18 protein-coding genes and 2 pseudogenes are annotated in these 22,142 nt (G+C 48.1%); 6 read left to right on the forward strand and 14 right to left on the reverse strand.

Annotated elements, in window-relative coordinates:
• Positions 1-196: 196 nt before the first annotated feature.
• The 3 genes and pseudogenes from LBCZ_RS08095 to LBCZ_RS08105 form a co-directional block, all read left to right on the forward strand.
• Positions 197-2,126: pseudogene (locus LBCZ_RS08095) on the forward strand (formate C-acetyltransferase/glycerol dehydratase family glycyl radical enzyme); the annotation flags it as partial.
• A gap of 121 nt (positions 2,127-2,247) precedes the next feature.
• Complete coding sequence (locus tag LBCZ_RS08100) at positions 2,248-3,300, forward strand: IS30 family transposase (RefSeq protein WP_080769598.1); 1,053 nt, start codon at positions 2,248-2,250, stop codon at positions 3,298-3,300.
• Between the two features lie 67 nt (positions 3,301-3,367).
• Positions 3,368-3,922, forward strand: a pseudogene (locus LBCZ_RS08105) (glycine radical domain-containing protein); the annotation flags it as partial.
• A 318-nt stretch (positions 3,923-4,240) separates the two neighbouring features.
• Here the strand turns inward: LBCZ_RS08105 and LBCZ_RS08110 are convergent.
• Positions 4,241-4,990, reverse strand: a complete 750-nt coding sequence (locus LBCZ_RS08110) for a DeoR/GlpR family DNA-binding transcription regulator (protein ID WP_025013649.1) — start codon at positions 4,988-4,990, stop codon at positions 4,241-4,243.
• Positions 4,991-5,161: 171 nt separating this feature from the next.
• Between LBCZ_RS08110 and LBCZ_RS08115 the strand changes: the two genes are divergently transcribed.
• Positions 5,162-6,064 (forward strand): sugar-binding transcriptional regulator, encoded by a 903-nt coding sequence (locus LBCZ_RS08115; RefSeq protein ID WP_225421703.1) that lies wholly within the window; start codon positions 5,162-5,164, stop codon positions 6,062-6,064.
• 2 nt (positions 6,065-6,066) lie between these two features.
• Here the strand turns inward: LBCZ_RS08115 and LBCZ_RS08120 are convergent, their stop codons facing one another.
• Both LBCZ_RS08120 and LBCZ_RS08125 read right to left on the reverse strand, forming a co-directional pair.
• Positions 6,067-6,762 carry an enhanced serine sensitivity protein SseB C-terminal domain-containing protein gene (locus tag LBCZ_RS08120; protein ID WP_025013648.1) on the reverse strand — a complete coding sequence of 232 codons (696 nt, stop codon included), beginning with the start codon at positions 6,760-6,762 and terminating at the stop codon, positions 6,067-6,069.
• A complete protein-coding gene (locus LBCZ_RS08125) occupies positions 6,752-7,144 on the reverse strand; it encodes a hypothetical protein (RefSeq protein ID WP_025013647.1) in 393 nt (130 codons plus the stop codon). Before LBCZ_RS08125 ends, LBCZ_RS08120 begins: the two co-directional genes overlap by 11 nt.
• 145 nt (positions 7,145-7,289) lie before the next feature.
• On the opposite strand from LBCZ_RS08125, the gene LBCZ_RS08130 reads away from it, so the two are divergent.
• Positions 7,290-7,859 carry a histidine phosphatase family protein gene (locus LBCZ_RS08130; protein WP_025013646.1) on the forward strand — a complete coding sequence of 190 codons (570 nt, stop codon included), beginning with the start codon at positions 7,290-7,292 and terminating at the stop codon, positions 7,857-7,859.
• Between the two features lie 102 nt (positions 7,860-7,961).
• On the opposite strand, the gene thrS is transcribed toward LBCZ_RS08130, so the two are convergent.
• From thrS to LBCZ_RS08175, 9 genes are all read right to left on the reverse strand, one after another.
• On the reverse strand, positions 7,962-9,938 hold the full coding sequence (gene thrS / locus LBCZ_RS08135; RefSeq protein WP_025013645.1) for a threonine--tRNA ligase: 1,977 nt from the start codon (positions 9,936-9,938) through the stop codon (positions 7,962-7,964).
• Positions 9,939-10,495: 557 nt separating this feature from the next.
• On the reverse strand, positions 10,496-11,431 hold the full coding sequence (dnaI, locus tag LBCZ_RS08140) for a primosomal protein DnaI (RefSeq protein ID WP_025013644.1): 936 nt from the start codon (positions 11,429-11,431) through the stop codon (positions 10,496-10,498).
• Entirely contained in the window at positions 11,431-12,780 is a 1,350-nt protein-coding gene (locus tag LBCZ_RS08145; RefSeq protein ID WP_041084731.1) for a replication initiation and membrane attachment family protein, read from the reverse strand. Before LBCZ_RS08145 ends, dnaI begins: the two co-directional genes overlap by 1 nt.
• Positions 12,781-12,848: 68 nt before the next feature.
• Complete coding sequence (nrdR, locus tag LBCZ_RS08150) at positions 12,849-13,316, reverse strand: transcriptional regulator NrdR (protein ID WP_005687991.1); 468 nt, start codon at positions 13,314-13,316, stop codon at positions 12,849-12,851.
• Positions 13,317-13,370: 54 nt separating this feature from the next.
• A complete protein-coding gene (gene coaE, locus LBCZ_RS08155) occupies positions 13,371-13,973 on the reverse strand; it encodes a dephospho-CoA kinase (protein ID WP_039639131.1) in 603 nt (200 codons plus the stop codon).
• On the reverse strand, positions 13,970-14,818 hold the full coding sequence (gene mutM / locus LBCZ_RS08160; RefSeq protein WP_025013643.1) for a DNA-formamidopyrimidine glycosylase: 849 nt from the start codon (positions 14,816-14,818) through the stop codon (positions 13,970-13,972). Before mutM ends, coaE begins: the two co-directional genes overlap by 4 nt.
• An 11-nt stretch (positions 14,819-14,829) precedes the next feature.
• Positions 14,830-17,475, reverse strand: coding sequence for a DNA polymerase I (gene polA, locus LBCZ_RS08165; protein ID WP_025013642.1), 2,646 nt, complete (start codon positions 17,473-17,475; stop codon positions 14,830-14,832).
• A gap of 174 nt (positions 17,476-17,649) precedes the next feature.
• Positions 17,650-18,360 (reverse strand): Bax inhibitor-1/YccA family protein, encoded by a 711-nt coding sequence (locus LBCZ_RS08170; protein WP_010487867.1) that lies wholly within the window; start codon positions 18,358-18,360, stop codon positions 17,650-17,652.
• Between the two features lie 266 nt (positions 18,361-18,626).
• The gene (locus LBCZ_RS08175) at positions 18,627-19,625 is read right to left on the reverse strand and encodes a WxLIP family cell surface protein (RefSeq protein WP_107750383.1); all 999 of its coding nucleotides are present in this window, start codon (positions 19,623-19,625) and stop codon (positions 18,627-18,629) included.
• Positions 19,626-19,754: 129 nt separating this feature from the next.
• Between LBCZ_RS08175 and LBCZ_RS08180 the strand changes: the two genes are divergently transcribed.
• Positions 19,755-20,807, forward strand: a complete 1,053-nt coding sequence (locus tag LBCZ_RS08180) for an IS30 family transposase (protein ID WP_080769598.1) — start codon at positions 19,755-19,757, stop codon at positions 20,805-20,807.
• Positions 20,808-20,983: 176 nt separating this feature from the next.
• On the opposite strand, the gene LBCZ_RS08185 is transcribed toward LBCZ_RS08180, so the two are convergent.
• Together LBCZ_RS08185 and LBCZ_RS08190 are read right to left on the reverse strand one after the other, a co-directional pair.
• The gene (locus LBCZ_RS08185) at positions 20,984-21,355 is read right to left on the reverse strand and encodes a hypothetical protein (RefSeq protein WP_129334720.1); all 372 of its coding nucleotides are present in this window, start codon (positions 21,353-21,355) and stop codon (positions 20,984-20,986) included.
• Between the two features lie 5 nt (positions 21,356-21,360).
• Positions 21,361-22,137: a WxL domain-containing protein gene (locus tag LBCZ_RS08190; RefSeq protein ID WP_025013863.1), complete on the reverse strand. Its 777-nt coding sequence runs from the start codon at positions 22,135-22,137 to the stop codon at positions 21,361-21,363.
• Positions 22,138-22,142 lie beyond the last annotated feature (5 nt).

Below are 22,142 nucleotides of genomic sequence, written 5' to 3' on the forward strand. Positions count from 1 at the left end.
GGATCGGTCTTTTTGGCTTAGCTCCGGGAAAGGCCAACAAGTTCAAAAATTTTGGCCAAGCACATTTGTGCAATCACGAGCAACATGATGCTTGCTGATTGATTTACGAATGAAGCAATGTTACATTTTGTTTGTAATCAGTTAGACGAAACCGATTATTGCCATGAAATGCTTATTTCAAGGAGGTCGAACCATTATGGATGCTGTCGTACAAAATAAAACTACGAAATTCACGCCCATCACACAAGGTGAATTCGGCAAGTTAACACCACGTATGAACAATTTACGTAACAAGATTATCAATGCAAAACCATATGTCGATCCAGAACGTGCCGTATTGGCGACAGAGGCTTACAAAGCGCACCAAAATGAACAAGTGGATGTTTTACGAGCCAAGTTACTCGCACATATTCTCGACAAGATGACGATTTTTATTGAGCCTGAAACTTTGATCGTCGGCAATCAAGCACAAAAAAATCGTTGGGCTCCAGTCTTCCCTGAATATTCGATGAATTGGGTTATTGACGAACTAGATACCTTCGAAAAACGTCCAGGTGACGTTTTCTACATCACTGAAGACAGTAAAAAGAAACTCCGCGAAATTGCGCCATACTGGCAAAACAATACGTTGGAGGATCGCGGATTAGCCGCCTTCCCTCCTAAAAGCCGTCTTTTCTACGACTTAGGGATTATCGGCGCTGACGGCAACATCACTTCCGGTGACGGTCATATCGCAGTAGACTACACCACATTAATCAACAAAGGCTTGAAGTGGTACGAGTCTCGGGTTCAGACGGCGATGGCTGACCTTGACCTGACTGACTATGACCAACAAAAGAAACTTTATTTCTATCAGGCCAGCCTGATCGTGATTAACGCAGTGCGGCGCTTTGCTCAGCGTTACGTTGACCTCGCAACAAAAATGGCCAGCAAAACGGCTGATCCAAACGAAAAAGCCAACCTCGAAAAGATCGCCACGATTTTACAAAAAGTTCCTTACGAACCGGCAACAACTTTTCGGGAAGCTGTTCAATCGGTTTGGTTAATCCACCTGATCCTCCAAATCGAATCCAATGGTCACTCTGTTTCATACGGCCGCGGCGACCAATACTTGGATCCTTTCTATGAAGCTGACATCAAAGCCGGGCGAATAACGTCAGATCAGGCGGTCGAACTGTTGACAAACCTCGCTTTGAAGACTTTGACGATCAACAAGGTTCGATCATGGGCGCACACAGAGTTTTCAGCCGGCTCACCGCTATACCAAAACATTACAATCGGTGGCCAGACCAAGACGGACAAGATGCTGTTAACCCAATGTCCTATTTGATCCTTCAAGCAATCGCTCAAGCGCATCTCCCTCAGCCAAACCTAACCGTCCGTTATCACAAGAATTTATCTGACGATTTTATGCTGGCCTGCGTGCAAGTCGTGAAGCAAGGCCTTGGAATGCCGGCTTTCAACAACGATGAAATCATTATCCCTTCCTTCATCGCCCGCGGCATTAAAAAAGAAGATGCGTATAACTATTCTGCCATTGGCTGCGTGGAAACTGCCATCCCCGGAAAATGGGGCTATCGTTGCACCGGAATGAGCTTTGTTAATTTCCCTCGGACACTTCTGATTGTCATGCATGGTGGGGTTGATCCTGAATCCGGCAAACAGCTTTTACCTGACTATGGCCACTTTTCGGAAATGACCAGTTACGATCAATTGATGGCCGCATGGGACAAGTCACTGCGAGAGATCACCAGACAGAGTGTCATTATCGAGAATACCTGCGACATGGTCTTGGAGGAGGGATATCCCGATATCTTGTGTTCGACGTTAACAGATGATTGTATTGGTCGCGGCAAAACGATCAAAGAAGGCGGAGCTGTTTACGATTTCATTTCCGGTTTACAAGTCGGAATCGCTAACTTAGCAGACTCACTGGCAGCAATTAAAAAATTAGTCTTCGAAGAAAAAAGCTTACTCCCGAACAGCTGTGGGAAGCCCTCAAAAACGACTTTGCCGGTGCTGACGGTGAACAAATTCGCCAGATGTTGCTCAATGACGCGCCAAAATATGGTAACGATAATGATTATGTCGATCAGTTGATTGCCGATGCATATCAACCTTATATCGCGCATTTTAGAATCAAGTTAGCCACTGTCTCAAAATTTTTTGGACAATAAAAAACATCAAGAACAGATATCCTGTATCATTGAAGTTCCTACCCAAACAATGGAAGAGGATATTGTCTTGATGCAGAAACAGGATAGCACACACCGCCAAAAAGGTCAGCACTTAACATCACTCGAGCGCGGAAAAGTGGCCGGATTCCGCCAAGCTGGGAAGTCCAATCGTTGGATTGCTGCTGAAATTGGCGTCTGCCCGCAGACCATTAATAATGAAATCAAGCGAGGTACAGTAGATCAGGTCAAGAAGAGTAATGGCAAGCGCGTCTACCATCGACAATACCTGCCAGAGGCTGCTCAGGCACGTTACGAGACTGCACGCTTGAGCTGCCATCGTCCTGACAAGTTCGCCAGCGTACAGGTCTTCTTAACCTGGTACGTACAGCGAGCTAAGCAGGACAAATGGTCGCCGGATGCTTCAATCGGCTATGCCAAGCGACACAAGCTGTTTACTCCTGAAGAGCTTGTTTGTGCCTCGACTTTGTACCAGTACATTGACGACCAACGCCTAGAGATTCGAAATATCGACCTGTTGGAGAAGACTAAGCGGAAGACCTCTCACCAGCACCACACCAAGGCTAAGCGCCTGGCTGGCCGCAGTATCGAGGAACGGCCTAAGGTCGTTGAACGACGCAGGCAGTTCGGTCACTGGGAGATGGATACCATTGTCGGTAAACGCAATGGCAAGGAGAGCGTCATCTTGACTCTGATTGAGCGCAAGACCCGTTGCCAACTTCTCCGCTTGATCGAAGGACGAGATGCAGACTCTGTGAGCTATGCATTGCGTGGAATCAAGCGCGAATGGGGAGCTTGCATCAAGACCATCACAGCCGACAACGGACCCGAGTTCACCGCCTTAAATACTGCTTTTGCTGGGACGGAAACTGAGATCTTCTACGCCCATCCTTACACGTCCTGCGACCGTGGCACCAACGAGGCACATAACCGGATGATCCGCCAGGACTTCCCTAAGGGCATGTCCCTAGATGACATTAGCCCTAGTCAAGTGCAGGCCACGCAAGACCGCTTGAATCAGTTGCCTCGCAAACAACAGGGCTACTGCACACCCCAGCAAAACTTTGAGGCCGAAGCTCGGCGCGTTCGCCGCATGGCCCAGTAGTCTCTCTAGCGCCACAACTTCTATTTGATAACGGCCTGTTCTGGGATTGTCCTCAACGACTGGCTAACTTGTTCTTGCAATTTACGATCAACCTTATATCGATGAAATCGCAAAATACAAAAATACGCGCTATGGTCGCGGCCCAATCGGTGGTCTCCGCTATGCTGGGACAAGTTCGATTTCAGCAAACGTTGGTCAAGGTCACAGTACCTTGGCAACCCCAGATGGCCGTCATGCCCGGACGCCGCTTTCCGAAGGTTGTTCACCTGAACACGCCATGGATACCAATGGACCGACCGCTGTTTTCAAAAGTGTCTCTAAGCTTGACACCAAAGCCATTACTGGCGGCGTACTGCTGAACCAAAAGATGTCACCGCAGATCCTGCGAACGACCGAGTCTTGCATGAAACTGGTAGCATTACTGCGCACGTTCTTCAACAGGCTGCATGGCTACCATGTTCAATACAATATTGTTGATCGTGCAACTTTGATTGATGCCCAAATACATCCTGACCAACACCGCGATCTAATCGTTCGCGTTGCCGGATACTCTGCCTTCTTCGTTGGATTGTCCAAGGAAACGCAGGATGATATCATTGCAAGAACCGAACAAAGCTTTTAAAAGCCAGCTTATTTTCAGTCTTCCCGCATTTAACCACTTCAATAAAAAATGACCGCAACATCATTTACGGTCAAACTATGCGAACATGCTTAGGTGTGTTCGCTTTTTGTTGCTCGATGTAAGTGCAAGATTGTGAAGTCCATTTAAAACAGCTTCGATAGCCCTTATTTAAAAGGAACATCGAAGCCGTTGCGTTCAGTCTTTCTAGCGTAAGCAATCCAGTTAAATCTGCGGTAGCCACAGCATTTTGTGACGAATAGAGTAAAGTTAAACTGGAATGTTGTTGAGTCTTGTGGTATTCCACAACAGGTGACTCTGTCATACAATGGTCACCTTGACATCTGCGTCTTCTAAAGCTTGTTGAGCCGCTTGTGGAATCCCTTTATCTGTGATCACTTGATTAATGTCTGCGAAATCTAACTGATGCACAAGACTAACAGAATTGAATTTACTCGAATCAGTCAGGATAGTCACAAACCGGGATTGCCGCGCCATTGCCTGAACGATTTCGGTGCGAAGGATATCATTGCCATAAAAACCTTGCTGAGCACTGAAACCGTCTGTGCCGACAAACAACTGCTGCACCTGAAAATTCGCTAACATTTGCTTTGTCAATGGACCAACAGAAACCTGCGCAGTAGCTTGATAGTTCCCGCCCAGCAAGATCACGCTTAAATTTGGATAATTGCTGACATAATCCGCAATAAAACTTGAAATCGTAATGATGGTTATTTGCTTGCCTTCTTTACCGAGGGTTTCGGCTAGTAAGGCACAAGTCGATCCAGATTCAATCATGATCGTACTATGATCCTTGACCTGCGCTGCTGCTTTAGCTGCGATTTTCTCCTTAGTTTCATAATGTTGTGCCAAGCGAAAACGTAAATTGGCTGGATCGTTTAGAATCGCGACCCCATGCTGCCTTCGTAACAGACCTTTATCCTCGAGAGTCGTTAGATCTTTTCTGATTGTAACCTGCGAAACTGCAAGTTCTTTCGCTAACTGAGAAACTTCAATCTCTCCGACTTGATTAACGCGATCAAGGATACGGTCAATGCGCTTTTCTCCCATGCTGATCCCTCCGATGTATTTAAAGTTTATCACTTAATATCGTAAATATATAGTTTCAAATGAACTCACTTTGTTTACGTTTGACATTTGTTATGCTACGTTTGGTGGGAGGTGATGGTGATGTCTGAACAACCAGATGACTTTGTTGCTTGAGTTGCTTATCTATATTACGTGAAAGATCAAACCCAATCGCAAATTGCGAAAACTATCAATATTGACCGTTCAACTGTCAGTCGCTTACTAAAACGCGCCCGCGCCAAAGGCATTGTGACAGTCCGGGTCAATCACGCCAATACCGAAATCTTTGAGCTTGAGGAAAAGTTGAGGCAGGCTTTTAAACTGCGCCAAGTAGTGATCATTCCCTCTTCAGCAAGTGATTCGGTTGAGGCTAAAAATCAACAACTCGCAACAGCAGCAGCACACTACCTTAAACGTGTGATCAAACCGCACGATCGCGTTGGTTTTGCTTGGGGAACAACGCTAGCTGGCATGATTGGCCAACTCAACCATCCCGTCCACACCAACGCCATTTTCGTTCCATTAGTTGGCGGACCAAGTCCTAAAAATACTAAATACCACGTCAACGCGATCGTTTATGACGCGACTCGTCAGTTCAATGGCAAAGCTCTGTTTATTGATGCTGCTGCAGTGCAAAAAACACAAGCGTTACACGATCAGATTGTGAATTCACAAAAATTCCAACCCGTGCGGGATGCTTGGGCACATCTGGACTTAGCCTTCGTTGGGATTGGCGGGGCGTTGAGACAAGGAACAAGTCGTTGGCGTGACCTGCTGTCAACTCAGGATTTTGACGAGCTGTCTGATCGCGAAGTCATTGGCGATTGCTGTTGTACTTTTTTCGATCGTAACGGTAAAATACTGCGCGGTGATCTATTTTCACGTACGATTGCGATCGATCCCAAGCAATTAAAAACCACGCCCAACACCGTTGCGGTTGCGCGTGGTTTATCAAAAGCGCCAGCAATCAACGCTTGCTTACGGATGGATCTAATCAACACTTTAATCACCGATCAACAAACTGCGGAACGGATCAATACGCTGAGAGACAAATAATGTCATCGCTGATAAAAAGGCGAAAACTCACCACTGACATATCTGCCTAGTTCATTGTCGGTTGGGCTGACATGAAATTGCTGGGTTTCCGGTAAATAGGCTTCCGCAAACCCAACCAGTGTGTGTAAATCGGCGTCTTTGTCAGCATCGACAACCAGTAGCAAACTCTGTGCGTCATCTGCACGCATCATGGTGACGAGATAAGCAGCGTGCACGGTTGGCATTTTTGGCAGGTATTCCTGCAACTGCTCAACAAGATCAGCGCTTTCGCGAGGTGGCTCGCTAATTCGAACCGCCTCGCCGTGCTTAGCTTGATCCGGTTTAGCCACATAAAACAAATTGGCCCGAGACAATACCATGTTTTCGTCGTATGGATTAATAACCACCCCGAAAATATCGCGATCCTCATATAGGAAATTGGCACAATCAGCAATGGTCGCAACCGCAAAATGATCGTGATCCGGACTTTTGGCAAAGTTTGCCTGATCCGTAAAAATCGGTAAATAGTCATGCCCATTGTCATCGGTGAGCATCACCACGGTGGGGTCCCCTGTGCGTGCCGTTCCGACTGGTAACATAAACTTGGCACTTTTCAAGCCAGCATAAAAAGCCGCTTGCGTGTCATCATTTTGATCCGTTCTTAAAAGCCGCATCAAATGAATCAACTGGGGATTTTGAACTTGTGGCTCATTGGTCATCGTCATCTTCTCCTTTATTTTGCTGCTGGTTGAGGTTCATTTTATTGCGAAAATTCCGTAATTTTTTAGGTAAGCCGATTAGCCATGACAATAAAACGATGCCGACACTGCCGAAAACCGCAACGCCTTGAGGTTGAAATTCAATTTTGCCGAACCACCAATTGGCAATGCCATACGCGGCCAATGCCGTTAAAAGCATCACAATCCCCATCAGCACCAGCAAGCCGCGACCGCGATGGGCAATGAGCCAGCGGCCGCGCTGACTGGGGGTCCGCCACGGCAACTTCAAGTAAACCAGTAGAACAACAAAATACAAGCTGGCTGCCAAAACTTTTGTGACGAAAAATAAAACGAGCCAAGAAGCCCATAACGCAATAACCACCTAGTCACCCTTTCTTTGCTGTCTGTCGTAAATGTGTCCAGTGTATCATACATAAGTGAAACCAGTCAGATTCTGTGATAAGTTGAAAGCAAATCTCAAATTGACCGCGTTAACTTGAAGATTGCCAATGATTGAGGGGATATCTATGACAACAATTGATCTGATAAGACATGCTGAATCTGACACGACAGTCCATGATGATTTTTCTCGACCGCTTACACAAAAGGGATATCGTCAAAGTCAGCAATTAGCTCACAATTTACGACTGATACCTTACAGCGCAATTTTTTCAAGCCCATTTAAACGTGCAGTCGATACAGTTGTCCCCATCGCGCACGATCATGGTTTGCCTGTTCAAACTAATGACAGACTTATTGAGCGAAAAATGCCTTCTTGGGTATCCGACTTTCCTGGATACGTTGCTCATCAATGGCGTGACCTGACATTCTTTGAAAGCCCTGGCGAGTCCATTCTTCAGGTTCAAAGACGTTATCTTTCTTTTCTGTTTAGTCTGCCACCCACTTCATTCGTTGCAATAGGCAGCCATGGGACAGCAATAAGCAGTGTCATTGAGTCTGCAATGCCTGGTAAGGGTGGTGATTTTTTCAAAAACTTACCCTACGCAGCCGTGACTCGGCTTGAAGTCTCCGATCATCAAATCGTCCGTCTCGCTTCTTTGTCGGAAAATTTCAGAACATTCATTTCGCTAGAATAGTTTTCGACTTCAATTCAATCTTACCCACCTAACCAATACGCTATTTGTGCAAAACAAAAGGGAGCCTCATCCAAGGGTTCCCTCTTTGTTCACTTCAACAAGCTATTTATCGCCTAAAACTTTCTTCGCCTCGGTAGGCTTGGACTTGCCATCGCGACTGTAGTTCTTGACTTCGGCGACCATCGCGTCAATGAACATGTTACCGGCTTCTTCTTCGGTATGCTCATCACCGTAACGCCGAACCGAAACGGCAGCATCGTTGAGTTCCTTATCACCAACGACAACCGTATACGGGATCTTCTTAGTCTGGGCTTCGCGGATCTTGTAGCCCATCTTTTCATTCCGATCATCGACTTTGACCCGCAAGCCAGCGGCCAACATCTGGCGCTTGATGCGGTTGACATAGTCTAAGTGCAGATCATTGTTAACCGGAATCAAAACAGCCTGTGTCGGGGCTAACCAGGTCGGGAAGGCACCCTTGTAGATTTCGGTCAGATAAGCGATGAAGCGCTCCATCGTGCCGACAATGCCACGATGAATCATGACTGGCCGATGTTCTTCACCATCTTTGCCAACATAGGTCAGGTTGAAGCGTTCTGGCAACATGAAGTCCAACTGGATGGTTGACATCGTTTCGTCATTACCCAAGGCCGTCTTGGTCTGGATATCCAGCTTTGGCCCATAAAAGGCAGCTTCACCTTCAGCTTCGTAGTAATCAAGATGCAGATCATCCATCGCGCCTTTAAGCATGCTCTGGCTGCGGGTCCACATTTCATCGTCATCAAAATACTTTTCGGTATTCTTGGGATCACGATATGAAAGCCGGAAGCTGTAATCGGTAATGTTGAAGTCTTCGTAAACGTCCATGATCAGACGCAGAATCTTTTTGAATTCTTCTTGAACCTGATCCAAGGCAACAAAGGTGTGACCGTCATTTAACGTCATTTCCCGAACACGCTGCAAGCCGGACAGTGCGCCGGACTTTTCATAGCGGTGCATCATGCCCAATTCAGCAATGCGCAGCGGTAATTCGCGATAGGAGCGAATATGATGGTTGTAGATCTGAATGTGGCTCGGGCAGTTCATCGGCCGCAATTCAAGCATTTCACCATCGCCCATGTCCATTGGCGGGAACATGTCTTCGCGGTAGTGATCCCAGTGACCGGATGTCTTGTATAAGTCAAGGTTGGCAAGTACTGGCGTATAAACGTGTTCATAGCCGTCTGCGATTTCCTTGTCGATAATATACCGTTCGATCACCCGCCGGATTGTTGCTCCATTTGGCATCCAGTAAGGTAACCCGGCACCGACTTTAGGATCGACGAAGAAAAGATCCAAGTCGCGGCCGATAACCCGGTGATCATGTTCAGCGGCTTCCTGACGGCGTTTAGCATCATCTTCGAGACCTTTTTCACTCCAATAAGCCGTCCCGTAAATCCGCTGGAGCATCGGATTGCTGCTCTTGCCTTGCCAGTAAGCGCCGGCAACTGACAGCAGTTTGAAATGCTTCAGATCCTTGAGGCTTGGTAGCAGGACCTTTTCTTCAAAATCAACAAAGTCACCGAGCTTGTAACCCTTAATCGGATCGCCAGCAGCTTCGACCAATTGCTTCTTGAAAGGATCGTTCTTGAAGCGGGCAAAAGCATCGGCACGACTGAGAACAACTGGTTCCAAAGCAGCGTTGGCCTTAATGATTTCTTCCATTTTCTTTTGAACCGTTGGCAAATCATCGACACTCACCTGGCCATCTGCCCGATCGGTATCGTAATAGAAGCCATCCTCGGTCGCCTGACCCTGACCAAAATGAATATCAGGATACAAAGCTTTGAGTGCTGCAGCCAAAACAAACGCTGCCGTTTGCCGGAGAACCGTCAGCCCCTCGGCATCATCCTTGGTCATAATCTGCAGTTTGCCAGAATGAGCAATCGGTTCGTCATAAGCGATCAACTCGCCATCCAACTTACCGGCAACCGCCTTTTTCGCCAAACTGTTACTAATGCCTTCTGTAATAGCTTTCACCGTTGTACCATCTGGAAATCGTTTAACATTGCCATCTGGAAACGTAATATCTAATGCCATAAGAAAGACTCTCCTTTGTTGTTTTTTCGAAGAAACCATCCGTTCACCGATGCAGAGACCTGTGCGTAAGGATCTTGGTCGCAATGCCTAAGGGCACAACGCTTCAGTTCCAGACACTGCGGCTTCCGCTTGCGATAACGCGTTCGCAGTCGCAGAAATCTCCGTGTAAGGACCTCAAGCCTAAATGGCCAAAGTCCAGCCATTTAGGCTTGAGGCCACTTACACTCCGGTTTCTAACCGGGCTGGCTCACGCTCACAAAAAAATCGCCCCTAACATCTCCTAAGAGACATCAGGGACGATTTGTGATCGCGGTTCCACCCAGGTTGCCGACAGTCTTGCTGCGGGCCACTTCATTAACGCGTAACCTGCGCAACTGGGCCTTTCGGCAATCTCAAGAAGTGGTTCGGATCAGATCTTGCAAGACTTTCAGCCGCGGCCTTGCTCTCTGTCGGATGATCCTTTATTGCTTCCGTCTTCGATAGCTACATTGAACCACATTGCGCGGCTGGGTGCAAGCGGTTTTCTGAAAATTGAGTTATTCTTTTTGGAGTCGCACTCAATTGGCCAGCGGATTGCGGCGATTTTCTCCGCCTACCGTCACTTCTTTAGCCAGAAAACGGATCCGTTCCATAATGCGTTGGGCTTTTAGCATTTCGGAATTACCGCGGTCAGTCCCGGCCAAAGATTCGGTTAAATCGGCCATGCTTTTGTTGGAACTGAACAGCGTCGGCATTTTTTCCTGCATGCGGTATTGCAAAATGATGCCAAGCACATCATCCCGCACCCAGGGACTGATACTTTCGGCGCCAATATCATCAAGCATCAGCACTTGCGCACGTTTGACACTATCGATTTTTTTCAACACCGTGTTGCTGCCAATGGCACTTTTCATTTCAACAACAAAGGTCGGGACATGAATCAGCGTCGTGGCAATGCCGCCTTTGCTGGCAAGATCATTGGCAATGGCACCTAGCAAATAAGTTTTACCGACGCCAAATGGACCGCTTAGATACAAGCCTTGATGAAATGTTTTGGGATCGGCGACCACTGCCAAGACAAACCGATTTGCAGCCAAAAGCGCATCCACTCGCTCATCAGTCGGATCATAACTCGTTAGACTTGCATCGTGAATATCTTTAGGCATATTAACTGAAGTCACTAGCGACGCCTGCTTGGCCTCTTCGTCAGCCGCAAGCTTTGCATCTGTCGGCTCATAAGCGACATCGATCAGCCCGTTGGCAACGACTAACGTGGGTTGATAGCCGGGTGCCAATGGTAATTCACCGCGCGCAATCTTGTTACGTTCACTGACGAATTCATAGATTTTGGCCGTGCCGCGATCAATCGCATCATCGGCTAATTCAGCTTCGTGTTGCTTAAGGAAGGTCTGGACATCAGGATGCTGCAAGGCTGCCTTGACCATTTTGAAATACCGCTCCCGCCACTGTCGAGAGTCCATTAACATTGCCAAGCGTTTGCGCATATCTTCCATTAGTTTGTCCCTCCCTTATCACCGAGTTGCCGTAACTTTTCCAGTTGAGCAGCCAACGTCTGGCGATCTGCCTCGCTGACTTTTTTCTTCTTGGGTTGATAGCCTTCCTTAGCCCAATCTGGCAGCTTTTCCTGCCGCACGCCTTTGGTTTGGGCTTGATAACGTTTCTTCCCAGTGGCTTTTTGCTCTTCAAACGTATGAATCTGCTGCAACGCTGCTTCCGGGCTCGTCACATTGGCCTTCAACCAGCTGTTGGCAATGGCATCCATCAAGGCTTGATTGATACTGTCATTCGTTCGGAGAATATAATCAATCAAAATATTAATGGTAGGGGCATCAAAAACGTTGCGTTCACTGAGGCTCTGCACCGCGCGCAATTCATTATTGGCCGGATACATCCGGTCATTCTTAGCCTGTTTGGCCGCGGTTAAAAACTGACGCGGTGGCATGCTTTTGGCCCGTTTCAGCAGCGCTTCGTCAGCACTAGCCACTTTTGGCGGTTTGGTTGCTACTGGCTGCGCCTTGGTTTGCGGCTGCTGGCGGGTATAACTTTGCTCGGCCAGCCGCCGCAACGCGTTCAAGTCGATTTTGCCAGTCATCACATCGGTCGCCCGACTGATCAGCCGCGCAAAGTCAGGTGGTTGAATCCCGTAAAACCCTGCAATTTGATACAGTGCCTCTTGGTGCTTAGCTAATTGACCCGACTGAATGTTGCTGTTGGCTAACAGCGACTGCAGAAGTTCCCAGTCATAGCCTTCGCCATTACCAAGCCGCGGTAACTGAGGCTGATTTTGAGCCATTGCCTTTTTAGCGGCAACCACCGCATCCGGTTCCCCACTTAAGTTGTGGTCAAAGCGAAACACGTCCAAAAAGTTTGCTGTGATTTCCTGCCATTCCGGGCGGCGAACTGGTTTCAGACTGAACTGAGCAACCAGTTCGTCATACCGTTTTTCACCAACTTTGTCATAAAGCAACAGGCCCATCAAATCATCTTTAAAAAAGGCATCTGGCTGCACTGGCGGGTAAAGTTCATAAGCGTAATAGCGTCCTAGGGAATCGACTTGCGTATAAGTTCGCAATAAGCCGACTGCTTCCAGTTTGACGCGAGCCACAAAGAGTTGATCGATGTCGATATCCAACAAATCCAACAGCCAGAGTTGCGGGCGCCGATCCGTCACCAAAGCGCGGTCTTTGACCTCCTGCCATAGACTTAGATAAAGCGCCATGGCAATCGGCCCCACGAGCGGTTGATAAAGCGAGATAGCGATCTTTTCATCAAAGTCGCTAAAATAACCAGCCTTGGTCAACACAAAGCCTGCTTGGGGCATAAACGTATCCGGACGCTGCATAGCAAATTCACCTCTTTTCAGACAACGGACCTGAGACAACTGCCCCAGGTCCGTTTGTTTCACGTTCACTATTTCTTGGTCTTTTCCTTCTTCATCATATCCTGAAGCTCTTGCATGAAGACGGACATATCTTTGAATTGCCGATAAACACTGGCGAAGCGAATATAAGCCACGTCGTCAACATCTGCTAGCTTGGACATGACATACTCGCCAATGGCTTGACTGGAAACTTCATTTTCACCAATCGCACGCAATTGGTTTTCAACCGAATCAACGATCCCTTGCATCTGCTCCATGGTGACCGGTCGTTTTTCTGCCGCCCGGATCAGTCCTTTCAGAATCTTCTCACGATTGAACTCTTCTCTGGTACCGTTTTTCTTAATTACCAATAACGGGGTTTGCTCGACTCGTTCAAAAGTCGTGAAGCGAAACCCGCAATTCTCGCATTCGCGCCGGCGTCGGATCGCCCGACCGCCGTCTGTGGGACGCGAATCAACGACCCGCGAACTATTATGATGGCAATGGGGACATTGCACGACTCCACCTTCTTAATCAAAGTTTGATAGCTTATTATAGCACGCGCACGCCGCTTATGATAGGTGCTGCAACTGGCGGATCAAGGCTTTTGCCTGGGCGATGGTTGCTTCCGGTCGCCCATTATTATCAATAACAAAATCAGCCATAGCCGCTTTTTTCGCCAAAGGTATCTGTGATGCTATCCGCTCCTTGGCTTCGGCTTCTGTCAGACCATCACGGGCCATCAACCGGTCCAACTGAACCTTGGGATCAACGGTTACCACGGCAACACCATCGAATGCATCGGCATAATCGGCTTCGTAAAGAAGCGGAATGTCGCCAACCACAATCGCAGCACCGCCGGCTTTTGCCTGTGCTAACGCTTGATTAATCGCCGCGCGCAGGTACGGTCGATTAATTTGATTCAGCGCCTCCAAACGCCGCGGTTGGGAAAAGACAATCTCACCGAGCTTGGCACGGTTGAGTTTACCGTCCTCGCGCAGTACTTGTGGCCCAAATGCCTGTACAATACGGGCGAGTGCAGGCCGACCGGGTTCGACAATCCGGCGCGCAATCACATCGGCATCTACGACTGGATAGCCAGCTGCTTTAAAGACTCGACTCACCGTTGATTTTCCTGACGCAATACCGCCTGTCAAACCCAATAAATAGGTCATGCCGGACGCCTCCTTTGATGCAAGGGTTGGCAATGAGGACAATAATGAGTGCCGCGTTGGCCGACTTTGATTTTAACAATGAGTGTGCCGCAGCGATCACAAGGCGTCCCTTCCCGATCGTAAACATGTAAGGCATCTTGAAAAGAGCCGCGGTTACCTTTTGCATCAACGTAGGTATGCGCACTGGTGCCACCAGCAACAATGGCCGCATCTAACTCCTTGATAATATTGTCATGTAAGGTGTGGATTTCTTTTTTTGTCAGCGTATCAGCTGGCTGCAGAGGATTCAAGCGACTCAACCATAAAACTTCGTCGGCATAAATATTGCCGATACCGGCAACAACGGTCTGATCCAGTAAAACCGATTTGATCGCTTTATGATGGCGTTTTAGTTTTTGGGCAAACGCCGCCTCGTCAAACGTCGCAGGGGTCGGCTCCGGACCTAATTTTGCCAACGCCGGCACCGATTGTTCCTGACCAGTATGAATCAAGCGCATGCGGCCAAACTTGCGTAAATCCCGGTAGCGCAGTTGGCTTCCATCCTGGAACGTAAAAGTCACATGATCGTGCTTGTCAAATGGCGTATGGTCATCGCTAACGACGTAATAGCGACCTTCCATGCGTAAATGGCTGACAATGGTTTCACCGTTGTTCAGCCGAATCAACAGGTATTTTCCCCGGCGATCGATCGTGGTGACAGCAGCGCCCACGACCTCTTTTTGAAAAGTCGGCAAGCCATTAATCAGAATTTTCGCCCAATTCGTACTAATGGCGGTGATCCGTTTGTTTTTGATAAGTGGCAACAATGAACGGCGAACCGTTTCGACTTCAGGTAACTCTGGCATTCCCGTTCTCCTTATTTCGCATCAAACCAAGTCGGGCCGTAATGGCTATCGACTTTCAACGGCACGTCCAGTTGCACGGCAGAATCCATAATCTTAGGCACAAGTTTACCAAGTTGCTCCATTTCTGCGGTAGGAGCTTCAAAAATGAGTTCATCGTGCACCTGCAACAGCATTTTGGCTTGCAGATGGGCATCGGTTAACGCTTTCTGCATGCGAATCATCGCAACTTTGATAATGTCCGCTGCACTGCCTTGGATCGGCGTGTTCATCGCGGTGCGCTCAGCAAACTTACGTAAATTAAAGTTACGTGAATGAATTTGCGGCAAATAGCGGCGCCGATGGAACAACGTCTCGACGTAACCGTCTTCGCGCGCCTTTTTAACCATATTGGCCATGTAATCATGAACCTTGGGATACTGCTCGAAATAGCCATCAATGAAAGCTTTGGCTTGCTTACGCGAAATTCCGATATTCTGTGCCAGGCCATAGTCGCTAATACCATAAACAATTCCAAAATTAGTTGCCTTGGCTTGCCGTCGCATATCCGGCGTGACTTGATCCGGTGAATCCAAGCCAAAAATCTTCATCGCTGTGTTGGCATGAATATCGACGCCATTTTTAAAGGCTTGTTGCATATTTTCGTCACCGGAAATATGTGACAACACGCGTAATTCGATTTGCGAATAGTCCGAACTAAAAATCTGCCAATCAGGATGGGACGGCACAAACGCCTTCCGAATGATTTTGCCTTCGTCTCGCGCTGGAATGTTTTGCATATTCGGATCAACGGAGCTTAAGCGGCCGGTCTGGGTTAACGTCTGCAAGTAACGGGTATGAATCTTGTGATCCGGCATTTGCGCCTTCAGTAACCCCACAACATACGTCGAATTCAACTTAGCCCACCCGCGATAATCCAGAATATCCTGAACAATCGGACTGGCAGACTTTAGCTCGTTTAAGACATCGACACTGGTAGAATAACCTGTCTTGGTCTTCTTGATGACCGGCAGATTCAGCTTTTCAAATAAGATCTCGCCCAGTTGCTTTGGCGAATTCAGATTGAACTTAACGCCAGCCTCACCATAAATCTTTTCTTCCAGCACCTTGATGCTTTGTGAAAACTCTGTACCCATATCTTTTAAGGTCTGGGCATCAAGCGTGATTCCCTGAATTTCCATCTCTGCCAACACGCGCGCCAATGGCATTTCCATGTCCGTGAAAAGATCGGTCTGTTCCTGTTTAGCCAGATCTTCGGTTAAGTCGGGACGTAACGCAAAAAGTGCCATTGACTTGCGGGCAAATTGGGCAAATAGCTTTTCATCTTCTGGTACTTGGCGCTTGGCTCCTTTGCCATAAACATCTTCATCCCGCGGCAGGTCGTGATAATCATGGTCTTCGGCGATTTTGCCTAAATCATTGCTATTTTCGTCCGGATTGATCAAGTATGAAGCCAGTAAAACGTCAAACGCGATGTCCGGTAACTCTAATCCCAAGCGATGGGCAGCCACAATGTTGCGCTTGCCATCGAACACCGTCAAATCCCGCTTCGAATCACCTAGCCATTTGGTCACTTCGGGAATCGTCAGCAAGGAAACGTCCGTGCTGACATACGTTTCGTCTTTCGTGCCAATAAAAAAACCAATCTGGTCGGCAATATGATAATTGTCGTCCAACATTTCGATTTCAAAAGTGATTGGTTCCGTGATTTTCGTCAGGGCCAAAATGGACTTATCATCCAGCACCGAAAAATGAACCGGCTGCGTAGGTTTAGCCACGTCCCCGCCGATCTTTTTCAGTAACGAGTTCATGTTCATCTTGGTATAAAATTCCCGCAGTTTGGCTAAGTCAGGTCCAGAATAAGTGACATCCGCCAAGTCGACTGTGACGGGAGCATCGCGATCAATCGTGGCGAGTTGCTTACTGAGATAGGCTTTATCCTTATCATTGATCAGGTTCTCTTTCAACTTGGATGTTTTCATCCCGTCAATATTCGCATAAAGGTTATCAATGCTGCCATACTGCTTCAGCAATTTCAACGCGGTTTTTTCGCCGACTTTGGTAACCCCAGGATAATTGTCAGATGTGTCACCCATTAAGCCTTTCAGGTCGATGATTTGTGTCGGCGTAATCCCCAGCTTTTCTTTAACATGCTCCGGCGTATACGCTTCAAGTTCATTGACGCCTTTGACAGTCACCTGCACTGTCGTCTGGTCGGTGGTCAATTGGGTCAAGTCTCGATCACCGGTCACGATCGTCGTTTGCCAGCCAGCGTCATCTGCCCGCTTCGCCATGGTTCCGATGATGTCGTCAGCTTCGTAATCTTTTAATTCATAATGCTGAATGCCCATATCGTCAAGCAATTCTTTGATGTACGGCAACTGTTCCAATAACTCGCTTGGTGTCTTGGCCCGGCCACTTTTATAATCAGCGTACTTCGCGGTGCGGAACGTGGTCTTACCGGCGTCAAATGCCACCAATGCCGCGTCCGGTTGAACAGACTTCAAAACAATTTCCAGCATGTTATTGAACGCATAGATCGCATTCGTATGCAGCCCATCCTGATTGGTGAACCGATCGAGCTGATTGTATAAGGCAAAAAAAGCGCGAAACGCAATCGAGTTGCCGTCAATCAGCAATAATTTAGTTTGACTCGTCATATATGAGCTTCCTTTTCTTCTCAGACCACCTCTGAAGATGTCATGAGTTAATTGTCACAATCATTGTACCAAATTCTAGGCCTTTTTGGCGGGTGGGTCATATTTGGCGGTTCGCCACTAGCGTTAGTTTTGGGTAGAAAAAAAAGCCGGCGTTCAGCCAGCTTTTGAATACATTTAATTATTATTGTTGCCAACGCCCAGAATCTGCAGAATGGCGGTGAATAGGTTCAGGAAATCAAGATAGAGCATCAATGCTCCGACAACAGCCAGGGAATTTTCTGAAATTGCCGCCTGACCGTCACTGCCGGTTGTCAGGTACAGGTTCTTTAAACGCTGCGTATCCCAAGCGGTCAAGACGATAAAGATGATCAGAACCGCATAGGAAATCAACATTTGAATACCACTCGAACCCATAAACATGTTAACTAACGACATCAGGATCACGCCAACCAACGCAACTATTGCAATGTTGCCAGCCTTGCTCAAATCACGCTTGCCAAAATGGCCGACCATCGACATGACCAGAAAGACCACTGCCGTTGTTGCTAATGCAACTGCAAGATTCGAGGTCCGCGCAACCATTGCCACACTCGCAAAGGTAAATCCAAAGCTTGCGGACATCAGATAAAACATCAACGTTGCGTAACCCGGACTTGCCTGTGCCCGTCGTCCTGTGACAAAGAAGGACAAAATCAACGGCAAAGCAAGCATAATCCAGAAAACAATTTGGTGGCCACTAACAAAGTTTACGTAATCAGTTTTAAAAGTGACTCCAAGTAAATAACTCACGAGCGCCGTCACAACCAGCCCGCTCCCCATCAAGGTGTAGATGCGGGAGAAGAACTGTGTCAAGCCGGCCTCGTTCACAACACGGCGTTCTTGCATATTGCGTTCATTCCTTTCAACTATCTGTATCTATTATAACTGCCATTGTAGCATTTGTCAGTCCGACCAACGACCGATCTTGTGCTGCCGGGTTTGATGACTGATAATGCTCTCAATATCTTGAGGTGCAGTGATTTTATTGTAACTTTTAATGACGCAGATAAACAGCAAAAAGCCTCCTCATTTTCTCTAAAAAGAATACAAGGAGGCCTGCCGTCATGATGACTTTAAATCTCACCCAGGCAACTGCGTGAGTGTGCGTCAGGTTACTGTTTGCGGCGTCGAATCGACTGGATTTTCTTAACCCCGGCGTAAAGACCGATGCCTAACACAACCCCGCCGCCTAAAATTAGATACCACGGTATTGATGTTACCGGCGTATCCGGCTTAGATAACTCACGTAACTTGTCGGCATCTTTCTTGGAAACGGTAAATGTCCGCGTCAGGTTCCACGTGCGCCCACCTCCTTTGGCAACCAGCTTAAGTCGATATTTTCCCGGTTCCAACGGGCCTTTACCAAGATTAAGCTTGAAATTAAAATTGGAATTCGGTGCCATGTTGATACGAGTTTTTTCGGATCGATAAAGCGCCTTACCGCCTGATTGGCGATAAAGATAACCGCTCACGTGCAAATTGCGCAGGATGGCTGCTTCAAAGTTCTGGATATTAGCAAGAATTGCCGGCTGACCGTGATCGTTATCCGCTGCCACTTGTCGCAATTTCAAATCAGGTACGACCGGCTGATCGGATTCCGACAACATTAAGCCGACCGCATAAACATAGCGATTGGTTACAGCGCCTTTTTCGTTGCCTTTATCATCAGACTTGGCCTTGAATTGCAACCCGCCAAGCACCGTTCCTGAGAAGGGCTTGGCCGACATTTTCAAATGGATCTTAACGGTTTGTTGGCTAAGAGCAGGAATCGTCACCTCAGCCGGCAACGTCACAATATCCTGTAGGTTGACCGGTAAAGTCGGATCAGCCGGTTTAGGAGACTTACCGTATTCAACGACCCCGTTATCATTGGTAAACGCTGAGTGGGCAGCCAGTAAAACTGTCAAAGGTGCTGTGTTGCGGTTCTGGATCACGACCTCTAGATTCTGCTCCTGATTCGGCGAGACCCGCAAATCAAAATATGTCTGACTTGTATCCCGCTGGTTTGCCGGTAAAACCGTTTTGACGGTAAAACCGGCATCATCAGCAGCCAACACCTGTTGCGGCCGCAAGCCAATCCCAAAAGCAATCACCCCTATAGCCAAGCTCAATAAAAGCCGCGCATTTTAGAATCAAGTTAGCCACTGTCTCAAAATTTTTTGGACAATAAAAAACATCAAGAACAGATATCCTGTATCATTGAAGTTCCTACCCAAACAATGGAAGAGGATATTGTCTTGATGCAGAAACAGGATAGCACACACCGCCAAAAAGGTCAGCACTTAACATCACTCGAGCGCGGAAAAGTGGCCGGATTCCGCCAAGCTGGGAAGTCCAATCGTTGGATTGCTGCTGAAATTGGCGTCTGCCCGCAGACCATTAATAATGAAATCAAGCGAGGTACAGTAGATCAGGTCAAGAAGAGTAATGGCAAGCGCGTCTACCATCGACAATACCTGCCAGAGGCTGCTCAGGCACGTTACGAGACTGCACGCTTGAGCTGCCATCGTCCTGACAAGTTCGCCAGCGTACAGGTCTTCTTAACCTGGTACGTACAGCGAGCTAAGCAGGACAAATGGTCGCCGGATGCTTCAATCGGCTATGCCAAGCGACACAAGCTGTTTACTCCTGAAGAGCTTGTTTGTGCCTCGACTTTGTACCAGTACATTGACGACCAACGCCTAGAGATTCGAAATATCGACCTGTTGGAGAAGACTAAGCGGAAGACCTCTCACCAGCACCACACCAAGGCTAAGCGCCTGGCTGGCCGCAGTATCGAGGAACGGCCTAAGGTCGTTGAACGACGCAGGCAGTTCGGTCACTGGGAGATGGATACCATTGTCGGTAAACGCAATGGCAAGGAGAGCGTCATCTTGACTCTGATTGAGCGCAAGACCCGTTGCCAACTTCTCCGCTTGATCGAAGGACGAGATGCAGACTCTGTGAGCTATGCATTGCGTGGAATCAAGCGCGAATGGGGAGCTTGCATCAAGACCATCACAGCCGACAACGGACCCGAGTTCACCGCCTTAAATACTGCTTTTGCTGGGACGGAAACTGAGATCTTCTACGCCCATCCTTACACGTCCTGCGACCGTGGCACCAACGAGGCACATAACCGGATGATCCGCCAGGACTTCCCTAAGGGCATGTCCCTAGATGACATTAGCCCTAGTCAAGTGCAGGCCACGCAAGACCGCTTGAATCAGTTGCCTCGCAAACAACAGGGCTACTGCACACCCCAGCAAAACTTTGAGGCCGAAGCTCGGCGCGTTCGCCGCATGGCCCAGTAGTCTCTCTAGCGCCACAACTTCTATTTGATAACGGCCTGTTCTGGGATTGTCCTCAACGACTGGCTAACTTGTTCTTGCAATTTACGATCATTTTTCGTCTTGAAACCAGCCCAAAAGTTCAGCTATCACGCCACACCAACACTCAGTTTGCCAGGCACTGATATTTGCACTGGGTCTTATCCTTTCTTTAAAGTTAATCGATCCATAACCTTTTCCCGACCATACAAAACACTCGCGATCAAGAGAATGCAACTGCCGCAAAGCACCAGACTATTTTTGATCCATTCGTTTAGTTTTGGCAGGTATCGAGCACCTCCGCTCTCAATGCTTAACGGAGACGATCCACGGTCAGGCACTTTTGGACTCTTAATCTGAATCGACTTAAAGTCCGGCAGTGGCAACGACCCGCCGCGTTGGCCGGACGGGTCGATAACGATTTGAACGCGCGCTTCGGTTTCAAAGGTAGCTGATGCGGTAACCTGCCCGGGTGGCATGCTCACCAAGAAGGCAAAGATGACGAGAGCCCCGCTGATACCTTTCTTCATCATCTTGATTAAATCGGCGCACTGGTTAGCGTCCATGTCAACTTGGTGGTGAATTCAGCTGACTTCAAGCCCTTCGTCGTGTAACTCTCAGCCGGAACGGTCAATGACACACCTTCCCCTGCCTTAGCCAGATTGAAAAGGTTAATAAAGGTTCCCTTGGCGACATCCTTGTCGTTGACCGCCAAAACGTCAGTCGCCTGGCCGTCACCCATATAAACTTTAATGGCTTTACTTAAGCCAAAATGGTTGCTGGCATCGCGAGCCTGTCCATCCACAACACTGCTTTCCAGCAACGTGATGAAAGCATTCTCCAGCTTAACTGTCTTTCCTTGGCTATCCTTTTCGTCTGACTTCAGATTGGATGCCGACAAGCTGACCTTCCAAGCGTCTGCCCCCAGCCGCTTATCCGTCACTTGGAAGCGATTGGCCACCGGAATCGTTTTGCCATCCTGGCCTGTCCACTGATCAGGCTTAGCATAAACTGTTGTCGCAACAGTCGGATCCAACTTTAATTGGCCAAAGTCAAGTTGCGACACATAGTCTAACGTTAAGCCTTCACCACCTGCATTTTTGGTATTGTCGCCATTAGCCACCGTACCCGGCGTCTTGTCTTTGGGGTTAAGTGGATTTAAAACCCGAGTCGGCGCATCTGATTGCATAATCTTGACGCTGCCGTCAGTTGTCACCGTGCGGGCATCGTCGGCATGGACAGCCGCTGAGTTCGTTGCCATCCCCACCGTCAACGCCGCAAGCGCCATGAACTTTAATTTTGTGTGTGTCTTCATTTGTC

Origin of the sequence: Lacticaseibacillus casei DSM 20011 = JCM 1134 = ATCC 393, from assembly GCF_000829055.1 — a bacterium.
Taxonomy (GTDB): domain Bacteria; phylum Bacillota; class Bacilli; order Lactobacillales; family Lactobacillaceae; genus Lacticaseibacillus; species Lacticaseibacillus casei.

Bases quoted from the DNA above. Each gene is read 5' to 3' on its own strand.
- LBCZ_RS08100 (WP_080769598.1), top strand. From the start codon at position 2,248: ATGCAGAAACAGGATAGCACACACCGCCAAAAAGGTCAGCACTTAACA.
- LBCZ_RS08110 (WP_025013649.1), bottom strand. From the start codon at position 4,990: ATGGGAGAAAAGCGCATTGACCGTATCCTTGATCGCGTTAATCAAGTC.
- LBCZ_RS08120 (WP_025013648.1), bottom strand. From the start codon at position 6,762: ATGACCAATGAGCCACAAGTTCAAAATCCCCAGTTGATTCATTTGATG.
- LBCZ_RS08130 (WP_025013646.1), top strand. From the start codon at position 7,290: ATGACAACAATTGATCTGATAAGACATGCTGAATCTGACACGACAGTC.
- thrS (WP_025013645.1), bottom strand. From the start codon at position 9,938: ATGGCATTAGATATTACGTTTCCAGATGGCAATGTTAAACGATTTCCA.
- dnaI (WP_025013644.1), bottom strand. From the start codon at position 11,431: ATGGAAGATATGCGCAAACGCTTGGCAATGTTAATGGACTCTCGACAG.
- LBCZ_RS08145 (WP_041084731.1), bottom strand. From the start codon at position 12,780: ATGCAGCGTCCGGATACGTTTATGCCCCAAGCAGGCTTTGTGTTGACC.
- coaE (WP_039639131.1), bottom strand. From the start codon at position 13,973: ATGACCTATTTATTGGGTTTGACAGGCGGTATTGCGTCAGGAAAATCA.
- mutM (WP_025013643.1), bottom strand. From the start codon at position 14,818: ATGCCAGAGTTACCTGAAGTCGAAACGGTTCGCCGTTCATTGTTGCCA.
- polA (WP_025013642.1), bottom strand. From the start codon at position 17,475: ATGACGAGTCAAACTAAATTATTGCTGATTGACGGCAACTCGATTGCG.
- LBCZ_RS08170 (WP_010487867.1), bottom strand. From the start codon at position 18,360: ATGCAAGAACGCCGTGTTGTGAACGAGGCCGGCTTGACACAGTTCTTC.
- LBCZ_RS08180 (WP_080769598.1), top strand. From the start codon at position 19,755: ATGCAGAAACAGGATAGCACACACCGCCAAAAAGGTCAGCACTTAACA.
- LBCZ_RS08185 (WP_129334720.1), bottom strand. From the start codon at position 21,355: ATGATGAAGAAAGGTATCAGCGGGGCTCTCGTCATCTTTGCCTTCTTG.
- LBCZ_RS08190 (WP_025013863.1), bottom strand. From the start codon at position 22,137: ATGAAGACACACACAAAATTAAAGTTCATGGCGCTTGCGGCGTTGACG.